The 21,088-nt window shown below is 60.4% G+C and carries 15 protein-coding genes and 1 pseudogene; 9 read left to right on the forward strand and 7 right to left on the reverse strand.

Features of this window, described 5'->3' with window-relative positions; all coding sequences use genetic code 11:
* Nucleotides 1-15: 15 nt before the first annotated feature.
* Nucleotides 16-1,317 carry an ergothioneine biosynthesis protein EgtB gene (gene egtB / locus OQ287_RS08340; RefSeq protein ID WP_265896145.1) on the forward strand — a complete coding sequence of 434 codons (1,302 nt, stop codon included), beginning with the start codon at nt 16-18 and terminating at the stop codon, nt 1,315-1,317.
* Between the two features lie 48 nt (nt 1,318-1,365).
* Nucleotides 1,366-2,343, forward strand: coding sequence for an L-histidine N(alpha)-methyltransferase (gene egtD, locus OQ287_RS08345; RefSeq protein WP_250935199.1), 978 nt, complete (start codon nt 1,366-1,368; stop codon nt 2,341-2,343).
* Nucleotides 2,344-2,409: 66 nt separating this feature from the next.
* Here the strand turns inward: egtD and OQ287_RS08350 are convergent, their stop codons facing one another.
* Nucleotides 2,410-3,603: an L-dopachrome tautomerase-related protein gene (locus OQ287_RS08350; protein ID WP_265896146.1), complete on the reverse strand. Its 1,194-nt coding sequence runs from the start codon at nt 3,601-3,603 to the stop codon at nt 2,410-2,412.
* Between the two features lie 135 nt (nt 3,604-3,738).
* On the opposite strand from OQ287_RS08350, the gene bglX reads away from it, so the two are divergent.
* Nucleotides 3,739-5,988: a beta-glucosidase BglX gene (bglX, locus tag OQ287_RS08355; RefSeq protein ID WP_265896341.1), complete on the forward strand. Its 2,250-nt coding sequence runs from the start codon at nt 3,739-3,741 to the stop codon at nt 5,986-5,988.
* A 552-nt stretch (nt 5,989-6,540) separates the two neighbouring features.
* Here the strand turns inward: bglX and OQ287_RS08360 are convergent.
* The 5 genes and pseudogenes from OQ287_RS08360 to OQ287_RS08380 form a co-directional block, all read right to left on the reverse strand.
* Nucleotides 6,541-7,482: an ATP-grasp fold amidoligase family protein gene (locus OQ287_RS08360; protein ID WP_250935202.1), complete on the reverse strand. Its 942-nt coding sequence runs from the start codon at nt 7,480-7,482 to the stop codon at nt 6,541-6,543.
* A 519-nt stretch (nt 7,483-8,001) separates the two neighbouring features.
* A complete protein-coding gene (locus OQ287_RS08365; protein WP_265896342.1) occupies nt 8,002-9,579 on the reverse strand; it encodes an aldehyde dehydrogenase (NADP(+)) in 1,578 nt (525 codons plus the stop codon).
* A 66-nt stretch (nt 9,580-9,645) separates the two neighbouring features.
* Nucleotides 9,646-10,611, reverse strand: a pseudogene (gene araD1, locus OQ287_RS08370) (AraD1 family protein); the annotation flags it as partial.
* A gap of 63 nt (nt 10,612-10,674) precedes the next feature.
* The gene (locus OQ287_RS08375) at nt 10,675-12,423 is read right to left on the reverse strand and encodes an IlvD/Edd family dehydratase (protein WP_265896147.1); all 1,749 of its coding nucleotides are present in this window, start codon (nt 12,421-12,423) and stop codon (nt 10,675-10,677) included.
* An 84-nt stretch (nt 12,424-12,507) separates the two neighbouring features.
* Nucleotides 12,508-13,905, reverse strand: coding sequence for a GntP family permease (locus OQ287_RS08380; RefSeq protein WP_265896148.1), 1,398 nt, complete (start codon nt 13,903-13,905; stop codon nt 12,508-12,510).
* 148 nt (nt 13,906-14,053) lie between these two features.
* Between OQ287_RS08380 and OQ287_RS08385 the strand changes: the two genes are divergently transcribed.
* The 6 genes from OQ287_RS08385 to OQ287_RS08410 all read left to right on the forward strand — a co-directional run bounded on the left by OQ287_RS08385 (nt 14,054) and on the right by OQ287_RS08410 (nt 20,405).
* Complete coding sequence (locus OQ287_RS08385; protein WP_250935206.1) at nt 14,054-14,983, forward strand: LysR family transcriptional regulator; 930 nt, start codon at nt 14,054-14,056, stop codon at nt 14,981-14,983.
* A gap of 78 nt (nt 14,984-15,061) precedes the next feature.
* Complete coding sequence (locus OQ287_RS08390) at nt 15,062-15,466, forward strand: thiol-disulfide oxidoreductase DCC family protein (RefSeq protein WP_265896149.1); 405 nt, start codon at nt 15,062-15,064, stop codon at nt 15,464-15,466.
* Nucleotides 15,467-15,573: 107 nt separating this feature from the next.
* Nucleotides 15,574-16,698 carry an NAD(P)-dependent alcohol dehydrogenase gene (locus OQ287_RS08395; protein WP_265896150.1) on the forward strand — a complete coding sequence of 375 codons (1,125 nt, stop codon included), beginning with the start codon at nt 15,574-15,576 and terminating at the stop codon, nt 16,696-16,698.
* Nucleotides 16,699-16,824: 126 nt separating this feature from the next.
* Entirely contained in the window at nt 16,825-18,738 is a 1,914-nt protein-coding gene (locus OQ287_RS08400; protein ID WP_265896152.1) for a metallophosphoesterase family protein, read from the forward strand.
* A gap of 69 nt (nt 18,739-18,807) precedes the next feature.
* Entirely contained in the window at nt 18,808-19,416 is a 609-nt protein-coding gene (locus tag OQ287_RS08405; protein WP_265896153.1) for a DNA-3-methyladenine glycosylase, read from the forward strand.
* An 11-nt stretch (nt 19,417-19,427) separates the two neighbouring features.
* Complete coding sequence (locus tag OQ287_RS08410; RefSeq protein ID WP_265896154.1) at nt 19,428-20,405, forward strand: S66 family peptidase; 978 nt, start codon at nt 19,428-19,430, stop codon at nt 20,403-20,405.
* On the opposite strand, the gene OQ287_RS08415 is transcribed toward OQ287_RS08410, so the two are convergent.
* The gene (locus OQ287_RS08415) at nt 20,402-21,019 is read right to left on the reverse strand and encodes a TetR/AcrR family transcriptional regulator (protein WP_265896155.1); all 618 of its coding nucleotides are present in this window, start codon (nt 21,017-21,019) and stop codon (nt 20,402-20,404) included. The two genes, OQ287_RS08410 and OQ287_RS08415, sit on opposite strands and share 4 nt — an antisense overlap.
* Between the last annotated feature and the right edge of the window lie 69 nt (nt 21,020-21,088).

Here is a 21,088-nt window from a genome sequence, read left to right on the forward strand (position 1 = left end):
GGTCTGGAGGAAGTGATGTCGCAATCAGGTTCACGGACGTCTGTTCCCGATGAAACGCCCTGCGTGGACACATGGCTGACGCGCTATCGGCAGGTGCGCGAGGCGTCCGAGGCGATATGCCGACCGCTGGCGTGCGAAGATTATGTGATTCAGAGCATGCCGGATGTTAGTCCGCCCAAATGGCATCTGGCCCATGTCAGCTGGTTTTTTGAAGCCTTCCTGCTCAAGCCTTTCCTGCCCGGGTATACCCCGATCGATCCGGCCTTCGATTACCTGTTCAATTCCTATTATGAAACGCACGGTGCGCCCTTTCCCCGCGCACTGAGGGGAACCATGTCACGTCCCACCGTGGCGGAGGTGCATGCCTTTCGTGCGCACGTCGACCAGGCGATGACCGCTCTTCTGAGTGAACCGCCGGCAGACGCTCGGGAAGAGATCATGCACCGGGTCGAACTGGGACTGCATCATGAACAGCAGCATCAGGAGCTGCTCGTGATGGATATCAAGCACATTCTGGGTATGAATCCCCTGCATCCGGTCTACCGTAGCGACGCCGCCAGACCCTCGGCTGATGCGGCCGGGCCTCAGGGCTGGGTGGATTTTCCCGAAGGCGTACGCCAGATCGGGCGTGACCCGGAAACCGGCTTTACCTTCGACTGTGAAACACCACGGCACCGGGTATATCAAGCGGCCTTTTCCCTGGCGCGCCGTCCGGTAACCAACGCCGAGTACATGGCCTTCATGGCCGATGGCGGTTATGAGCGCACTGAACTCTGGCTATCCGATGGCTGGGCGGCTCGTCGCAGCCATGGCTGGACGGCACCGCTTTACTGGTCGCGTCACGACGGCGTATGGCACCACATGACGCTGGGTGGGCTGAAGCCCGTCGACCCGGACGCTCCGGTATGCCATGTCAGCTTCTTTGAAGCAGATGCCTTTGCCCGCTGGGCCGGTGCCCGACTGCCTGTCGAAGCCGAATGGGAAATCGCCGCGCAGGAGTATCCGGTCGCCGGGCATTTTCAGGGACAGGGGCAGTATCAACCGGTAGCCGCTGCCGCAAGTGATGAGGCCCTGGTACAGATGTACGGCGATGTCTGGGAATGGACAGCCAGTGCCTTTCGTCCCTACCCGGGGTTTGCCCCTCTGCCGGGAACACTTGGTGAATACAACGGCAAGTTCATGTCCGGCCAGATGGTTCTGCGCGGTGGCTGCTGCGCGACACCTGAGCATCATGTTCGTGACAGCTACCGCAACTTCTTTCCCCCCGATGCCCGCTGGGCCTTTTCAGGTCTCAGGCTGGCGCGGGATCTGACGTAATTGCCGGCCCGCCTCCGGCGTGCCTTGACCTCTTGCAGGAGTTGTACCATGGAAACCGCAGTGTGCTTTCACGATCAGCAGGACACGATTGATCCATGCAATACCTTTCTGGAAGACGCCATTGCCGGGCTGACCGACTCGCCCAAGTGGGCCTCCCCCAAGTACTTTTATGATCATCACGGCTCGGAGCTGTTTGACCGGATATGTCGCCAGCCCGAGTACTATCTGACACGTGCGGAAGAAGAGATTCTGACGGATCACGCCGAGGACATTGCCCGCATCATCGGGCCGGGCGCGACACTGGTCGAACTGGGCAGCGGGGCGAGCCGCAAGGTGCGCACGCTGCTGGAGGCGACCCGCCCGGACCATTACCTCGGGGTGGATATCTCCCGTGCCTTTCTGCTGGAAAGCACCCGCCGGCTGGCAGCTGACTACCCCTGGCTTGATGTGCATGCCTCCTGCGCGGATTACAGCACACCGCTGCGATTGCCCGAGGCGCTGAAGGGGGCCGGCCATCCGGTGGCCTTTTTCCCCGGTTCCAGTATCGGTAACTTCGAGCCCGCCGAGGCGTTGCAGTTTTTGATCAATCTACGCTCCATGCTCACTGAGGGTGGCGGGCTGTTGATCGGAATCGACCGAATGAAGTCCCCGGATATTCTGGAGGCGGCCTACAACGATGCCGCCGGTGTGACTGCCGCGTTCAATCGAAACCTGCTGACGCGCTATGCCAATGAGCTGGGCAGCGATATCGACCCGGAGCGCTTTACGCATCACGCCTTTCTGAACCAGGCACATTCGCGCATCGAAATGCATCTGGTCAGCCAGCTTAATCAGGTGGTGATGATTGGTGGGCGCCGGATTCCCTTCCGTGAAGGCGAGAGCATCCATACGGAAAATTCGTGGAAGTATTCCGATGAAGGCTTTCTGAGCATGGCCGAGCAGGCCGGATTTGAATCAAGGGCGTTGTGGCACGATCAAAATCGGTTGTTCAGCGTGCATTATCTGGTTCGCTCGGAAGCTATCTGACCGGTAAGTGTCGCTGTCCTGCCCCCTGCGCCGGGAGGTTCCGGTGCAGGGGGCAGGAGCGGGGCATCAGCGGTTTTCAGGCGCGACCGGCTCGGCGTCCATATCAAGGCGGTAGAGCATGTAAGGCGGCTGGCGCAGGTCCCTGCCCTGATTGAAGGCGGCCTGACGGTGAAGCTGGTTGGCGGTTACGTATACCCCATCCGGGCCAATGGACAGCGTGTCAGGCCATAGCAGGCGAGGATCATGGGCGATGGTGCTCCAGTCGCCGGTGCGAGTGTCCAGCCGGTGGATGGCATTATGCTCGTAATCCGTGGCGTACAGATGCCCGCTGTTATCCATGATCATCCCGTCCGAGGCACCCTTTTCCCCAAGATCAGTCACAGTGCGCGCCGCCTCTTCCTCGGTGATATGGCGATCCAGCAGGGTAGCTGTCGGAACGCTGTAAAGGTGTCGACCGGTCAGTGCCGAGTAATAGAGGGTGCTGCCGTCCGGCGACAGGGCGATGCCATCGGCAGGCACTCGGCGTACGACCTGCTGCCCGTCCTTGCCTGTGGCGGTCATGCGCCGGCCTTCGACGATGGGCACCATGGCCGGGTCCGCCTGGGTCGATGGGTGACCGTCCAGAACGCGCCAGGCGTCTCCGCTGGCCAGATCCATCACGATGATGGCGCCAGGGCCGGTAAACGAGGAGTCGGTCATGTACGCCACGCCGGCCTTGCCCTTGCTGAAATCAAAACGCACATCGTTCAGGTAGGTCGTCGCGGTGGCTGCCTCGGGTGGTACCGGCAGCGTTCGCACGACCGTATTGTCCGCCAGTCGCACGGCCACCAGTTTCGGCCCATCCTTGACCTGACCGCTGGCGGCATAGCCCTTGTCGGGCAATGTGCCGGTATCCAGCAGCCAGATATTGCCATCTCCCGGTGCCACGACGCTTTGAACACTGATCAGTGCATCGTTCGGATGCTGGATGTCCGGGCGATTGATGGCCTTGCTCGGCCAGGGGATTTCCCGGCCATCCTTCAGTTCAGCCACTGTAAAGGCGTTGCCGTCGCCCCAGCGGGGGTAGCTTGCAAAGCGGCGACCATCACGAGTTACGGTGATCCCCGTGGGCATTTGGTCATGAAAGGCGAAAACCGGAATCAACTGCCCTGCGGGTCGATCTGTCGCCACGTTGGAGGTGGCCGGTTCAGCGGCCCATGCCGCCAGGGGCAGGGTCAGCAGGGCAGAGGCCAGACAAAGGGATGCAGAGGTAAGACGCATGGAACGGGGGTGTCCTGTATCGAAGGTATCGTGGCAGTGTAGACCGCCCCATCCTGCTTCGTCAGGCCGCTGGCCTGAACGGCGCTGGTGAGCCAGGGTGAATCATGCCGGTCAACAGGCAGGGGCGAGATGATGATGCGTCCTGGTTGGCCCCTTGTTTCATCCGTTCTGGCCAGGGAGCATGTCATGGCATCCACCTTCATGAACTTGTCCGCCGCGCACCGCGAGCATATCGACCGCGAGGTCGAACAGTGGCTGTCTTGCATGACGCTCGAGGAAAAAGTGGGTCAGATGACCCAGTTTTCCAGTGATAGAGATACCACCGGCCCTTCGCTCAAGGAGGATATCGAAGAGGAGATCAAGGCCGGCCGGGTCGGGTCGGTATTCAATGCCTTCGATGCCGACTTCACTCGCAGGCTTCAACAGCAGGCCGTCGAACATACACGCCTTGGTATTCCGTTGTTGTTTGGTTATGACGTCATTCACGGGTTTCGCACCATCTTCCCGATCCCGCTGGCGCAGGCGGCCAGTTTTGACATGGATGCGATCGAAGCCGCCAGCCGCATTGCCGCCGCGGAAGCCAGTGCTGCCGGGCTGCACTGGGCCTTTACACCGATGGTCGACATCACTCGGGATCCGCGCTGGGGCCGGGTGATGGAAGGTGCCGGCGAGGATACCCTGCTGGGCTGTCGCGTGGCGCGGGCGCAGGTCCGCGGGCTGCAGGGGAGCGCACCCGACGAGGTGGATACCGTCGCGGCCTGCGTAAAGCACTTTGCCGGGTATGGCGCTGCGGAGGCCGGCCGGGATTACAACACCGTGGACGTGTCCGAATGGCGGCTGCGTTCGGTGTACCTTCCACCGTTTCAGGCCGCCATCGATGAAGGCTGTGCATCGCTCATGACCGCCTTCAACAGCCTCAACGGCGTACCGGCCTCCTGTAACGGCTGGCTGCTTGAGCAGGTTCTGCGTCAGGAGTGGGGGTTCGAAGGGCTGGTCGTGACCGATTACACCGCCATCATGGAGCTGGTGCATCATGGTGTTGCCGCCGATACGCGTCAGGCAGGGCAAAAGGCCGTGCTGGCCGGGGTAGACATGGCGATGCAGGATGGCATCTTTCTGGAGCACCTTGCGGGGCTGGTTGAGGCAGGCACCGTTTCTATTGAGCGGATAGACACGGCCGTGCGCAGGATCCTGCGCGTCAAGGCGGCTCTCGGCCTGCTGGATGATCCCTACCGTTACAGCGACCCTGCTCGGGAGCAGGCCCTGCTATTGGCCCCGGCCCACCGTCTGGCTGCCCGAGAGCTGGCTGAAAAGGCCTGCGTTCTTCTCAGGAACGAGCCTTGCGTGCTGCCCTTTTCCAACGATATACGCCGGATGGCCGTGATCGGCCCGCTGGCGCAGGATGCCGCGGCCATGCTCGGGCCGTGGCATGGCAATGGCCAGGCAGAGGACGCGGTCTCGTTGCATGATGGTCTGGCACAGCGGTTGGGGGAGGAGGTGACTCTGGACTACTGTTGCGGCGTGCCACTTGAGAGCGATGGCTCCTCCGCCGATGACATCGAAGCAGCCGCGGCACTGGCTCGTACCAGCGATGTGGTTGTTTTGGCTCTGGGGGAAGACAACAGCATGAGCGGCGAGGCGGCCAGTCGTGCTCGTATTGGCCTGCCGGGCCGCCAGATGGCGCTGGCCCGTGCGGTGATCGCCACCGGCACGCCCTGTGCCGTTATCACGTTCAGTGGCCGTCCGCTGGTGCTGAGCGATCTGGATGAGTTGCCCTGTGCGATTCTTCATGCCTGGTGGCCGGGCATCGAGGCAGGCCATGCGCTGGCGAGACTCCTGATGGGGGATACAGGCCCCAGTGGACGCCTGCCCATGACCTTTCCGCGTGATGAAGGTCAGATTCCGATCCATTACAACGCCTTTTCCACTGGCCGCCCCCTGGATCCGGAGGAAAAATACACCTCGAAATACCTGGATATGCCCAATACGCCGCTTTATCCCTTTGGACATGGTCTGACCTACGGACAGATTATCTATCAGCATCGAGCCCTGTCGTCCCGCTGCATCCGGGCCTCAGAGTCATTGGTGGTGAGTGTGACGGTCGCCAATACTGGTGCCCATGAGGCCACGGAAGTGGTGCAGCTTTATCTGCGAGGTCCCGCCGGTGACATGGTCCGGCCGGTACGTGAACTGATCGATTTCAAGCGTATAACGCTTGTGCCTGGCGGCGCAGAAACAGTCTGCTTCGTAATCGAGGCGGCCTCGTTGCGGTATGAGGATGCGATGGGTAACCAGCGGCTTGATGACGGTGAATACCATCTCTACGTCGGCGGTCGGTCGGATACCTCTGATGCGGTAACATTTCATTTCAATAAACAGGACTGATCTGGTCCTGTTTTACTTGCGTCAGTTAATGAGAATGGTTATCTTTTGATAGCGGTGGCGGCAACGTCACTGCCGAGGCACATGACGCATCAGGGCGTTTTGTGGCTCATCTCCTCATCAAGCTAGTCACGGTCTTTATCAGCCACCTTCGGGTGGCTTTTTTTTGGCCATCAGCGGTCCGTGTCCGCTACGCCTTCTCGGCATTGAGCAGGTTATCCAGAGGTAGCCGGTGTAGGTTCAATACAGGAGAGAGGGCCGAGAAGCGGAAAGTGATGCGGAATATGGGTGGGCATTACACTTGGTTGCAATAAAGAGGACTAATCTGGTCCTCTTTTGCTTGCGTCATTCAATGAGAATGGTTATCTTTTGATGGCGATGACGGCAACGTCACCGCTGAGACACACGACGCATCAGGGCGTTTTGTGGCTCATCTCCTCATCAAGCTAGTCACGGTCTTTATCAGCCACCCTTTGGGTGGCTTTTTTTTGGCGGGTCTTTTTTCGGCACTTCCGCCTGGACCAGGCAGCCAGGGCTGCTTTCAACGATGACGCCTTAGTTGGTGTGCTGTTGAAACGTGCCGGTCAACTGCCTCAGGCGCTTCCCCACACGATAACGGGTCGTCAGCGGTGTGCCATCTTCCGGCTCGTCCGGCCATGCAAAGTAGCTGCCCAGCACCATGTCCCAGTAAGGGTCGATAAAGCGCAGGTTGCCGCCCCCCGGGGTGAAGGTCAGCTCGCCGAAATAAACGCGCCCTTCAAACAGGTAGAAATCGACGCGGCAGTAGCCAAAGGGCGCGGCCAGCTCACGGGCCTGCTCCATCATGCGATCGAGTTCGGCCGGACGGTCGACGATTTCCGGCAAATCACTACCGGGCATCCGGTTATTGCGGCTGAAGTGCGGGCGGCTCCAGTCGGCCAGAAACAGGTCCTGGGTCGTTTTGGCAAAGCGGCCATCAATCAGCTGGATAAACTCGAACTGCCGCTTGCCATTATTGAAGATGTGAATCTTGTAATCGGCCGGTGGCTGCCCGTTGCTGCGCAGCAGCAGCTTTTCAAAGATGATGCGGGGCGTAATGCGCTGATAATGCTTTTCATAGCGCGAATAGGCCTTTTCCATCCAGCCGTTGGCCTCTTCAGCCAGCTTCGCCAGGTCTTCCTTCGACTTGTCATGGATAATACGTACCTGGCCGGCGCCATGAGTGGACTTCATTACGAAGGACTCCGGCAGATCGGCAAAGGTATCGAGCGTGACATGACGCGTGCTTTTATACAGGGGAATAAGAGCACTCTCGCCCAGTTTCTCCTGCACATAACTGCGAACGGCAAACTTGTCCGCCAACCGTGAGAACTCGGGCAGCGGCTGATACATGCGGCAATACAGTTTTTCTGTAAAGCTGCGGGGCGTTGAAAAGCTCAACCGCCGTTTATGATTCAGCAGGTAGAGCACCCGATAACGCATTTTCTCGGTCAGACAGGAGAGAAGAAGCCGGCGCATAATAGTCGTTCCCTGTAAAGCACTTCGCGCTTTTGGGCATCAAAAGCGAGAAATGTATAAATACCTTTTAGTTACTTAAGGAAACGATATAGGGGGATTGGTTAGGGTAGTGTGCCGAATTGCTTACATATCAGCCGTTTAAATGTAAACAAGCGTTAGTGATGAGTGGCTTGGTTTAAGAGGGTGATTTTAGATGGATGGTGATGGCTCTAGGGGCTGGTACTAAAGGATTAGCTTTCTTTAGGTTGATAATAAAGTGCCAGATAAAAGCATTGTTTCAGGATATTTTGCCGAAAACTTAACCTGAGATAACAAAAAACATTAAATAAAAATTAATCGCATTAATAGGGTTTTTCAGTCTGCGTCTGCCCCGCCATCAGGGTGATTTTTTTGTTTTTTCCTACCTTCCTACGCCGTCAAAGTGTGTTTTTTGATGAGCTTAATGTAAGTTGAAGTATCGCGTCTGTTGCAGAAAAAGGCCCTCCCGATGGGGAGGGCCTGGCTGGATCTGCGAGGTGATCAGGCTTCTCTTTGCCCATCCACCAGACGCTTCAGTGACAGGGGATTACCTGCCTTGAGCGCTTCAGGCTGAAGCGGCTCCGGTATGTCCTGGTAGCATACGGGGCGCAGAAAACGTTCAATGGCCCCGGTGCCAACCGAGGTGGTACGGCTGTCCGAGGTAGAGGGGAAGGGCCCTCCGTGGACCATGGCATCACTGACTTCCACGCCGGTAGGCCAGCCATTGGCCAGCAATCGGCCGGCACGACGCTCCAGGATCGGCAACAGCTGGCCGGCCGCCTGCTGGTCACCTTCATCCATGTGCAGGGTCACGGTCAGCTGGCCTTCCAGCGCGCGCGCCACGTCCCGCACTTCTTCATCACTGCTGCAGGCAACAATCAGGGAGCAGGCTCCGAAGACTTCTTCCTGCAGGGTATTATCCGCGATCACGGCCTGCGCATCGGTCGAGAACAGCTGTGGTCGGCAGGCATTGGGCTGATCATTGCTGTCGGCCCGGGCTACGCTACGTACCTGCGAGTGAGCCGCCAGGCGAGCCACCCCCTGTTCATACGCATCATGAATGCCGGGGGTCAGCATGGTATGGGAGGGCAGTGCCTTCAGCGCGCTGGCAGCGGCGTCGATGAAGCGGTTCAGCGCCTCGCCTTCCCGTGCAATGACCAGCCCTGGGCTGGTACAGAATTGACCGGCCCCCATGTTGAGTGAATTGACGAACCCTTCTGCCAGGGCCTGCGTGCGCTGCTCAAGGGCGTTACCCAGCAGGAAGACCGGGTTGATGCTGCTCATCTCGGCGTAGAAGGGAATGGGTTCCGGGCGGTTCTGTGCCAGCTGCCACAGGGTCATGCCACCGTTGCGAGAGCCGGTAAACCCTGCTGCCTTGATGGATGGGTGAGTGACCAGTGCCTTGCCGATGGCCGTATCGGCATCATAAAGCAGCGAGAATACACCTTCCGGCAGATTGCACCGTGCCACGGCCTTTTGAATGGCCTTGCCGACCAGCTCGGAGGTCCCCGGGTGGGCATTGTGCGCCTTGACGATGACCGGGCAGCCCGCCGCCAGAGCCGAAGCGGTGTCTCCTCCGGCGACGGAGAAGGCCAGTGGGAAGTTGCTGGCGCCGAAGATGGCAACCGGGCCCAGTGCGATGCTGCGTTGACGCAGATCGACACGGGGCATGGGCGTGCGCTCGGGTTGCGCCGGGTCAATGCGAACATCCAGCCATTCGCCATCGCGGACGACACGGGCAAACAGCCGGAGCTGATTACAGGTACGGCCTCGCTCACCGGTAAGGCGCGCTTCCGGAAGGCCGGATTCTGCCATGGCACGTTCGATCAATGCGTCGCCCAGGCGTTCGATTTCCTCTGCAATCGTTTCCAGAAACGAGGCTCGGGCTTCCAGCGAGGTTTCCCGGTAGGTATCCAGGGCCTCGTCGGCCAGCTGGCAGGCGCGCTTGACATCGTCCTGGCTACTGCCGGCCCATTCGGGCTCCAGTGTGTCGCCTGTCGCCGGGTTGACGGCCTGTATCGCGGACTGGCTGCCGCGCTGCTGGTCCTTGCCGATCAACTGAACGCCATCTACATGCATGGAGGTATCTCCTGTTGCGAGTGTGTCGAGTGAGGAAGTCGTGCTGACGAGCGCCTTGATACGCTGAGGCGGGGTGTCATCCATCAGCGTCAGTGGGTTGCGAAGTGGCCGCCCCAGCGCCGGCAGGTGTATTTCAAACCGGTCGCCGGCAGACGGCGTGATCTGATCGGCAAAGCTCAGGGTGGCGGTACCGAAGAAATGTAGGTGGAGGTCACCCGGGCGGCGGAACAGGGCATACTTGAAATGGTGATATTCCAGGTTGGCGAGGCTGTGGGACATGTTGGCTTCGCCGGTCAGAAACGGCTTTTCCCACAGTGTTCTGCCATCGCGAATGATACGGCTGGTGCCTTCCAGATGTGTCGGCAGCTCACCAATGAACAGCTCCGGGCCAAGACTGCAGTGACGCAGCTTGGAGTGGGCCAGCCACAGGTAGTTCTGCCGCTCGGTAACGTGATCCGAGAATTCGTTGCCGATGGCGTAGCCGATTCGCCAGGGCTGGCCCTTTTCGTCGTTGACGTAAATGCCGACCAGCTCCGGCTCTTCACCGCTGTCGAGCCCGAAGGTCGGTGTCGGGATGGCCTGTTCCGGCGATACCACGATGCTGCCATCCCCCTTGTAGAACCATTCCGGCTGTGCGCCGACCTGTCCTGTCTCGGGTTTACCGTGATCGACCCCGAGCTTGAACATTTTCATTGAATCGGTCAGCTCGCTTTCTTCCAGTGCGCCATGCATGGAGGCCCGGGTATCGGCGCTGCCCAGATGCGTCAGTCCGGTACCGGTGACGTAGCAGTGGGCCGGATCAGGGTGGGTAATGGGGCTCAGAAGCTGGCCCCCTTCAATCAGAGTGTCGTAGTCCAGGGTGTGATCACCTGCCAGCCCGCTGATGACGGCATCGATGGGCTGACCGCTGTCGATCGCCATCTGAACAAGGGCCAGCGTGCCGCCCTCGAATTCAATCGGGCGGACCGTGGCATGACCTTCGACTATCGCAGCGCGGGGGCCGTTGGCACTTGAGAACTGAATCAATCGCATAAGGGGTGTCTCCGACAGGGGCGCGCCCGGGCGCGCCGTGCAGGGCAGAAAATGGCGTGCCGATCAGTGAGAATGGCGGGGGACGTCGGACCCGCGACATCCGCGCAGGAAGTCGAAGTCGCAGCCTTCATCGGCCTGCAGAACATGGTTGATATAAAGGCCGCGATAGCCGCCCGTGCTGGCCAGCAGACGTGAGGCTTCCCTGGGCTGGGTGTCGGCCAGACGGCTGGCAATGTCGTCATCGTTGACCTCGAGATGCAAGCGGCCGGCCTTGCAGTCCAGTTCGATCCAGTCGCCATTCCGTACGGCGGCCAGCGGCCCACCGGCACCGGCTTCGGGCGAGACGTGGAGCACCACGGTGCCGTAGGCGGTGCCGCTCATGCGGGCATCCGAGATGCGCACCATGTCCTTCACGCCTTCAGCCAGCAGCTTGGCGGGCAGGCCCATGTTGCCTACCTCGGCCATGCCCGGATAACCGCGTGGGCCACAGTGCTTCAGGACCAGCACATCCTCGGCGGTGACATCCAGATCCGGGTCGTTGATGCGTGCCTTGTAGTCTTCAAGGTTTTCAAAGACCACTGCACGTCCCCGGTGTGTCATGAGTTCTGCCGTGGCGGCGGAGGGTTTCAGTACTGCGCCGTTGGGGGCGAGGTTGCCGCGGACAATGCAGATGCCGCCATCGGCCACCAGCGGATTATCCAGCGGCCGAATGACGTCCTCGTTATAAAGCGGCGCATCACAGACGTTTTCCCAGAGGGTTCGCCCATTGACGGTCAGTGCATCCGGGTGCGGCAGGAGGCTGGCCTCCCCCAGGCGTCGCAGCACGGCCGGCAGGCCGCCGGCATAGTAGAACTCTTCCATCAGAAAACGACCGGACGGCTGCAGGTCCACGATAGTGGGTGTGTCCCGGCCGATACGGGTCCAGTCATCCATCTCCAGCGGCACCCCGATTCGTCCGGCAATGGCCTTCAGGTGGATCACGGCATTGGTGGACCCGCCAATGGCGGCATTGGTACGAATGGCATTTTCAAAGGCACCGCGGGTCAGTACCTTCGACAGGCACAGCCCTTCATTGACCATGTCGACAATACGGTTGCCGGACAGGTGCGCCATGACCTGGCGACGGGCATCCACGGCCGGAATCGCGGCGTTGTGGGGCAGGGATACACCGAGGGATTCTGCCATGCAGGCCATGGTGGAGGCGGTCCCCATGGTATTGCAGGTCCCGGCGGAGCGGGACATGCCGGCTTCTGCCGCCATGAACTCATCCATGCTTATGCGCCCTGATTTCACCTCCTCCGACAGCTGCCAGACGATAGTGCCCGAGCCGATGTCCTTGCCCTTGTGCTTGCCGTTGAGCATGGGGCCACCGGAGACCACCAACGCCGGAACGTCACAGCTGGCAGCGCCCATCAGTAGAGCAGGGGTGGTCTTGTCACATCCGGCCATCAGCACCACGCCATCAATCGGATTGCCGCGAATGGCTTCCTCGACATCCATGCTGGCTAGGTTGCGGGTCAGCATGGCGGTCGGGCGGAGATTGGATTCTCCATTGGAAAAGACTGGAAACTCGACAGGCAGGCCGCCGGCTTCCCAGATGCCACGCTTGACGTGCTCGGCCAGCTCGCGGAAGTGTGCGTTGCACGGGGTCAGCTCGGAATAGGTGTTGCAGATACCGATGACCGGCTTGCCGTGAAACTCATGGTCAGGCAGGCCCTGGTTTTTCATCCAGCTGCGGTACATGAAGCCGTTCTTGTCAGCGGTACCGAACCATTCGGCACTGCGCAGGCGGGGTTTGTTATCCTGGCTCATTGGTTTCTCCTCGGGCGGGCCCGGTCAAATAAGATGTAACGCAATCAGTGAACGGGGCGGCTGCGTATGGCCGCCCTGCATCATTCAGGTGACGAAGGTGAACAGCAGCCATGCAAGGCCGAAGGCCATCAGGGAAATGCCGACCGACATCACGCTCCATGTGGTGAGCATGGTGCGGGTAGAAGCCCCCAGAAACCGGCCGACCAGCCAGAATCCGGAGTCGTTGACGTGGGAGTAGCCAATGGCACCGGCGACGATGGCAGTGGTAATACAGGCTGCCGGCATGCCTGCCAGTTCCGGTGAGGCCAGAACGGCCGGGGCCATGATGCCGGCGGCGGTGGTGCCGGCAACGGTTGCCGAGCCCTGGGCAATGCGAATGACCGATGCGATCACATACCCGGCCACGATCAGCGACATGCCCATGTCTTCCAGGCTGCCGGCCAGCGCCGAGCCGATGCCGCTGGCGGTCAGCACGGCGCCGAACATGCCACCGGCGCCGGTGATCAGAATGATCGAGCACACCGGGGCAAGAGCGTGCTCCACGATGTCATTGATGGCATCCATGCCTTCCCTCGGACGGCGGCGCAGAATCAGCAGCCACATGGCGATGCAGGTGCTGATCAACAAGGCCATGGGGGTCTGACCGATCAGCATCAGTGCATTGAGCAGCGGGTTGCCTTCGGGCAGGGTGCCGGAAGACACCAGGGTCGCCAGGCCGGTATTCATGAAGATCAGCACCAGCGGCAGAATGAGGACCAGTAAAATCGTGCCGAAGGCCGGGGGCGGTGCATCGTCACCATCGGTGTTGCCCATCATGTCGGGTACCGGTTGAAACGGGGTGCGATGGGCAAGGAACACGGACAGGCGATAGCCCATGATGTACCAGGTGGGCAGTCCGACCAGCAGGCCGACAAACAGCACCTGCCCAATATCGGCGTTCAGAAAGACAGCGGCTGCCACCGGGCCGGGATGAGGCGGCATCAGGGCGTGCATGACCAGACCTGCCCCGGCTACCGGTAGCCCGAACAGCAGGACCGATCCCTTCAGTTCACGCGCGACCGCATAAATGATCGGCAACATGACCACGTAGGCGGCATCAAGAAAGATCGGGAAGCAGAACAGCAGTGCCGCAATGGACAGGCCCAGCGGGGCGCGCTCACGGCCACAGAGTCGGATCAGGGTGCTGGACAGCACATGAGCCCCTCCGGAAATCGATACGATGCGCCCCAGCACGGCCCCGAAGCCGATCAGCAGGGCGACATTGCCGAGGGTCTTGCCGAACCCGCCTACCAGCGTATTCATCAGGCTCGTCATTTCGATCCCGGTCGCCAGGGCGGTGCCAATGCTGACAACAACCAGCGCAAAGAAGGGATGCAATTTGATCCTGATGATCAGCAGCAGCAGGACCGCGATGGCAACGGCGCATACCGACAGCAGTAGTGGGGTAGATAGTGCCGTCTGAGCGGCATCCTGTGGATTCATGACACACTCCAAACCAGTCAACAGTGACTACCGACGGGAAGGCCGGGTCTGGAGGGACAGTAAACCCAAAGGGGTATATCAGAATAATGCGGAATGCGGCTTAATCCGATAACAAAAATGATATCAATCATATAAAGGTGACGAGGGCATGGGCGCTTTAACGGCAGACTGGTTTTTTCGGGCGCGACTAAAGTTGCGCCACCTGTATCTGTTCGTGGTCATCGGGGAGCAGGGCAATCTGCACAAGAGCGCTGAATTGATGGGGATCAGTCAGCCGGCGGCGTCGCGGCTGCTGGCTGAAATCGAGACGCGTCTCGGCCAGTCCCTGTTCGAACGCCATGGGCGTGGACTGACGCCCAATCCCTTTGGCCAGCTGATGATTCGTCGTGCGCGGGCCGTGCTGGATGAACTCGGTGATGCGGGAGAGGAATTCAACGCCATTTCGGCCGGATTGCTGGGGGTGGTCAATATCGGTGCGGTCATGGAGCCGGCCGTCACGCTGGTCCCGCAGACCATCGAGCAGGTACACAAGGACCGTCCGGGGCTCAAGATTACCGTCCATGTGGCCGACAGCCGTGCGCTGGTCAATGGTTTGATGGATGGCCATTTCGATTTCATTATCGCTCGTATTCCGGCTGGTTTTCCGGGAGATGCCTTTGTTTTCGAGGAAATTGGCGAAGAAGACCTGTGCTTTATCTGCAGTGACAGCCACCCCATGGGGGAGCGCAATCCGCCGGAACTGACCGACCTGGCAGACTATCCCTGGACGCTGCAGCCGCCGGGTACCCTGATGCGTCAGCGCATAGAGGATCTGTTTCGTCATCGGGGCGTGGACTTCCCGCGCTGGGTGGTTGATACGTCGGATCTGCCGGCGTCCCTTGCGCTGGTGGATCGCTCCGAGTTCATTACCGTAGCGACCCACAAGGTGGCGGCCCTGCTGTGTGACACGGCGCGCTTCAGAATTCTCAATGCCCGCAACAAGTTGAGCGTGCAGCCTTATGGGCTGGTCAGTCTGCGTCGGCAGCGCCTGTCACCCGCGGTGGCCTCCGTCATGGAGGAAATCCGCCGCCGGATGTGATGACGTGTCGCGGTGCATTCGGTGTGAATCATCTATCCTTGGAGATTGCCTGCCGGCAACGATAATGGAGAGAACATCATGGCCGAACTGATTCTGTTTTATGACGGCGCCTGCCCTCTATGCGTCCGCGAGATTGGCCATTTGACCCGCCTCGATGAACAGGGGCGGATCCAGTGCGAGGATATCCAGAAGGATGATTTCGAGATGCGCTGGCCGCAGGTCGACCCGCAGGAAGCCAGCAGTATTCTTCTGGGGTATTACCATGGGCAGGTTATCAAGGGGCTGGATGTTACCCACCGTGCCTGGTCACTGGTCGGCAGGGGATGGCTGACGGCTCCCTTGCGCTGGCCGGTCGTGCGGCCGGTGGCGGATCGGGTGTACCTGTGGTTTGCGCGTCACCGCTATACGATTTCCGGCGTACTGACGGGACGCCGTCGCTGCGACAGTTGCACGTCCGGCAAGTGCGATATTCCCCGCCGATGATGCTGCTGTGCCTCTCGGCACAAGGTCGTAATGTCATTTTGATGTGATCCGGTGATACTTGCTATATCGCATAGTCAAATGGCATGAGACCACGAGAGGTGTCCTTCATGAATACCACGATATCCCGGGCCATCACGGCCGCTGTTGTTCGCGGCAAGGGTGCCCCCTTTACGCTGGAAGAGGTCAACATCCGTGAGCCTGAGGGCGCTGAGGTGCTGGTGCGCGTGGTCGCCACCGGCATGTGTCATACCGACCTGATCGTGCGTGACCAGCTGTATCCGGTGCCGCTGCCACTGGTGCTGGGGCATGAAGGCGCCGGGGTGGTCGAGGCCATCGGGCCGAACGTGACCCGGCTGGCGGTAGGAGATCATGTGGTCATGAGTTATGGCTTCTGTGGCGGCTGTTCGCCCTGCGATCACGGCCACATGTCGTACTGCAAGGAGTTCTTCGGTCGTAACTTCGGCGGCAGTGATGCGGATGGAAAGTGCGCCATTACGGATCGCCAGGGCGAGGCAGTTCATGATCACTTCTTCGCCCAGTCCTCCTTTGCGACCTATGCCATCAGCACGGAAGACAGTGCCGTGAAAGTACCCAAAGAGGCCCCGCTTGAGCTGCTTGGGCCTCTGGGCTGCGGTATCCAGACCGGTGCCGGTGCGGTAATCAACACCCTTGGGGTACGCCCGGGCAGCCGGTTTGCCGCGCTGGGCGCCGGCGCCGTTGGCCTGTCGGCAGTAATGGCGGCCCGCGTGGCCGGGGCGGCCATGATCATTGCCATCGACGTGGTGCCTGAGCGCCTGGCACTGGCGATGGAGCTGGGCGCCACTCATGTCATCAATGCCAGCCACGAAGACGTGGTTGAGCGCGTGCGCGAGCTTGGCGGTGGTGGGGTTGATTATGCACTGGAATCGACCGGGCGAACCGAGGTGCTCAGGCAGGGCGTTGATGTGCTGGCCGGCCGCGGCACGCTCGGCGTGGTGGGGGCTCCGCCGCTGGGCCATGAAGCAGCCTTTGACGTCAACGACCTTCTGCTTGGCGGCAAGAGCATTCGTGGCATTGTTGAAGGCGACAGTGTGGCGCGGGACTTTATTCCGCAACTGGTGGAGCTGCATCGTCAGGGGCGGTTCCCGTTTGATCGGCTGGTGAAGTTCTATGATTTCGAGGATATCAACCAGGCCGCCGAAGACAGTGAACGGGGGCTGACGCTGAAACCCATCCTGCGCATGGCCCGCTGACACCCTGGCTCTGGGGGGCTCGATGCGTGAGCACCTGGCATGACAGCGCGCCGGATGCTCACGTATGCTGGCGGCCACCAGGGCCGTGCCCGGCCTATCTTGATTCCAGGACCGCCTTTCACCCCCATGACTGATTTCCTGCCCGATATTCTCGCCGGCCCGCTGCTGCGGCGTGCCGAGCCTCACCGCGTGGTGTGGTGGCTGGTGGCATCCCGGCCGCTGACCCTGCAACTGCTGCTGGATGGTGCCGAACCGGCCATGTCCTGCCATGACCTTATGCCTCATCTGGTGTGCCTGCCGATAGGCCGCCACGCGTTCATTCATTTGATCGATGTGCCCTTCGAGACACCGTTGCCCCAGGACGTGCGGTTGCGCTACGACCTTCAGTACCGTGATCCTGACGCCGTCTGGCAAAGCCCGTTCAGCATGACGCCGACCCTGTGCTATCCGGGGGAGGCGTTGCCCACACTGGTGCTTCGCTCCCGGCTTGATGATGTGTTGCACGGGTCCTGTCGAAAGCCGCACCAGGCTTGTGGCGATGGGCTGGTGCGGGCCGATGAGTGGGTCGAGGCCGGCCAGGCCGAGGCGCTGGAGCGCCCGGCTGCCCTGTTGATGACCGGGGATCAGATTTACGCCGATGACGTGGCCGGGCCAATGCTTTCGGCCATTCATGCCCTGGTCGTGCGTCTCGGACTTCATGACGAGCCGCTGGAAGAGGCCGCTGTAAGCCATGGGCGCGAGCTTGCCGGCCGTGATGATCTGCTTTACCGGCGTGCCCATCTGCTGCCGGATCAGCCTTCGAACGAGGCGCTGCGCGACAAGTTCTTCGGCGGCAAGCGCAAGCCGGTCTTCACCACCGCCAATGCCGAAAATCACCTGATGACGGTGGCGGAAATGCTGGCCATGTATCTGCTGGTCTGGTCGCCGGTGCCCTGGACCCTCATCGAGGTGGCCACGCCGTCACTGGAGGCCGAGCTTCAGGACCGATATACCGATGAAGCCCGGGTCGTGGATGCGTTTGTCGCTGGTCTGCCGCGTGTGGCGCGCGTGCTGGCGCACTTGCCGTCCTTGATGATCTTTGACGACCATGACGTGACCGACGACTGGAACCTGACAGCAGCCTGGGAAGTGGCTGTATATTCGCACCCGTTCTCACGGCGTATTGTCGGCAATGCGCTGGTGGCGTATCTGCTGTGTCAGGGATGGGGCAACGACCCCGATAAAATGAACGCACCGCTTCATGAGGCGGGCCACTGGCTGGCGACGGCCAGCGAAACAGGCATGCTGGATGCGGCCGCCCACGATGGGCTGATTGATCATCTGCTGCGCTTCACCGGCTGGGGCTATACGCTCGACACCACGCCGAAGCTGGTGGTGCTGGATACCCGTACCCGCCGGTGGCGGAGTGAGCGGCGTCTGCATCGGCCTTCCGGGCTGATGGACTGGGAGGCGCTGTGCGAGTTTCAGCAGGACGTACTGGAGCAGCCTTCCGTAGTCATCGTATCCGCTGCCCCGATCTTCGGTGTCAAGCTGATCGAAGGCATCCAGCGTCTGTTCACCCTGGCGGGCAAGCCACTGATGGTGGACGCCGAGAACTGGATGGCGCACCGCGGTGCCGCCCATACCATGCTCAATATCCTGCGACACCGACGTACGCCTCAGCGCTACGTCATTCTCTCAGGCGACGTTCACTATTCCTTTGTCTACGCGCTGAGCCTGCGCCGGGGCCATCAGGACAGCCCGCGCATGTGGCAGATTACCAGCAGCGGGCTCAAGAATACCTTTCCGGAGACGCTGCTGACCTGGTTTGATCGCCTCAACCGGTGGCTGTATGCCCCCTGGTCCCCCCTGAACTGGCTGACCAAGCGGCGCAGGATTGCAGTCATTCCCTGGCGGCCCGAAGGCGCACGTCACGGGGAGCGGTTGTGGAACAACGCTGGTATCGGGCGGGTACGGTTGAACGAGCAGGGTGAGCCTTCCGAAATAGTTCAGCTGGGCGCTGATGCTCGTGATACCCGCTTCAGGCCGATCCGGCGCTGAAGTGCCGATCACGTGGCGGTGCAGGGTGCAGCGGACTATCCTGGAAGACACTTGCCAACAGGAGTCTTCATGTCGTCTCGCCCCGTCGCCGCGCCCCTGCCGCGTGCCTTTTATGATCGCCCGACCCTTGATATCGCCCGGGAATTGCTCGGCTGCCATCTGATCGTGGACCACGAGGATGGTCGTCTTGTCGGCCGTATCACCGAAACCGAAGGCTATCTGGGCTTTGCCGATACGGCCTGCCACTCCTCTCATGGCCGTACGCCCCGTACCGAGGTCATGTTCGGGCCGCCGGGCCATGCCTACGTTTATCTGATCTACGGTATTTACGACATGCTCAATGTGGTGGTCGGGCCGCTGGATGATCCCTGTGCGGTGCTGATCCGGGCCATTGAGCCGCTGGAAGGGGAAAGCGCCATGATTGCCCGTCGAGGCGGAAAGCGCGGACGCGAACTGGCCAATGGCCCGGGAAAGCTGACCCGAGCGCTGGAGATTACAAGATCAGCCTTCAATCGCCACGACATCTGCACCGGTCAGGGGCTCTGGATCGAGGCCGGTTCCCCCGTACCGGAAGCGGATGTACTCACCGGGCCGCGTATCGGCATCGATTACGCCGAGCCTGAGCACCGCGACGCGCCCTGGCGGTTTCGTGTCAAACGGGACGCCAGGCGAGCATGATATATCCGCCTGTGCTTGAGCCTGGTGCGCTGATCGGCTTCTTTTCGCCCTCGTCGCCGGCGACCGCCTTTGCCCCTGATCGTACTCGCCGGGCTATCCAGTACCTCACGCAGCAGGGGTACCGAGTAAAAGCGGGACATTTGACGGGGAATAGTGATGGATATCGGGCCGGGTCTATCAAGGCGCGAGCAGACGAAATCAATACGCTGGTTCGTGACCCTGAGGTTCGCGTTCTCATGGCAACGATCGGCGGTCACAACAGCAATGCCTTACTGCCCTATCTCGATTGGGAAACACTCGCTGCTGACCCCAAAATCATCGTCGGTTATTCGGATGCTACAGCACTGTTGCTGGGAATCTATGCTCGATTGGGCCTGGTTACCTTCTATGGGCCAACTCTGGTCGCCTCGTTCGGCGAGCAGCCGCCATTGGTCGATCAAACCTTTGCATCGTTTCAGAATATGACGGTCAGCTCAGGGGAAACGTCCCTTCGCTATAACATGCCACCTGACTGGACTGATGCGTATGTACCCTGGGAAACCCAGCATCATGCCAAGCCCACGCAGGCTAACCGCTGGCACTTTGATGGTTCAGGCGTCATTGAAGGCCGGGTGATCGGCGGCAATCTGCATACGATGGCCGGGATCTGGGGCAGCATCTATATGCCCGAGATTCAAGAGGGAGATATTCTTCTCATCGAGGACAGTCAAAAAACGATCGCCGCCGTTGAGCGCCATATCGCCCATCTGGCGCTCTGTGGGGTCCTTGAGCGTATTGCAGCACTGATTATTGGAAAACATGAACGGCTGGATGACCAGGGCAGCGGTAAAACGACGATCGACGTCGTGCGAGAGGTGTTGGACGGTCGGCCCCTTCCCATTGTGGATGGCATGGATGTTGGTCATACGCACCCCATGCTCACGGTGCCTATTGGTGCCACCCTGCGTATCGATTTTACTCGTGAATCAGTAACGCTACTGCCGCGCTAGACCGATGCCATGAAACGACGAACGGCCGAGGCGACGCGGCGCTGGCGTTCTTCCGTCGGAAGGTTCGGTACCTGGCCGACCATGACCTGAATATGCAGGTCGCTGATCAGCATGCCGGAGAATTCGCCGGCGGCCAGTCGGGGGTCATCGATGATCAAATGGCCCTGACTGACATGATGCGCCAGGTAGCGGGTAAGCCTGTCCAGGGTCTGGAACGGGCCATGATCGAGAAAGTGACGCGCCATCACCGGGTGGCGGTGAAGGTCGTTCAAAACCAGTCGGTACATGGCCAGGGCCTCGGGTTCGAGCAGGAAATCGAGCAGCCGATGACCAAAGCGTGTCAGCCCGTCAATCGGTGAGCTGTTGTCGGCCAGTGCCTGTTCGAGCGGTGCAAAGATCGAGAGGGCGCGCTGTTCGATGATGGCGATGAACAGCCCTTCCTTGTTACCGAACATCTTGTAGAGGGTCGAAAGGGAGCCTCCTGCGCGACGAACCACTTCGTTGACGCTGGCCTTTTCGTACCCCTGCTCGATGAACACCTCCAGCGCGACACTCAAGAATCGCTCGGCCCGCTGCTGGCCCTTGGGGGTGAGCCGGGTAATGTCATCACCCATGAATAGCGACTTCCTGTGCTGGTGCCTGCAAAAAGTGTAGCGTATGCTACGTTTTTTCCCGCGTTATCG

The organism is Larsenimonas rhizosphaerae (genome assembly GCF_026240105.1).
GTDB classification, from domain to species: domain Bacteria; phylum Pseudomonadota; class Gammaproteobacteria; order Pseudomonadales; family Halomonadaceae; genus Larsenimonas; species Larsenimonas rhizosphaerae.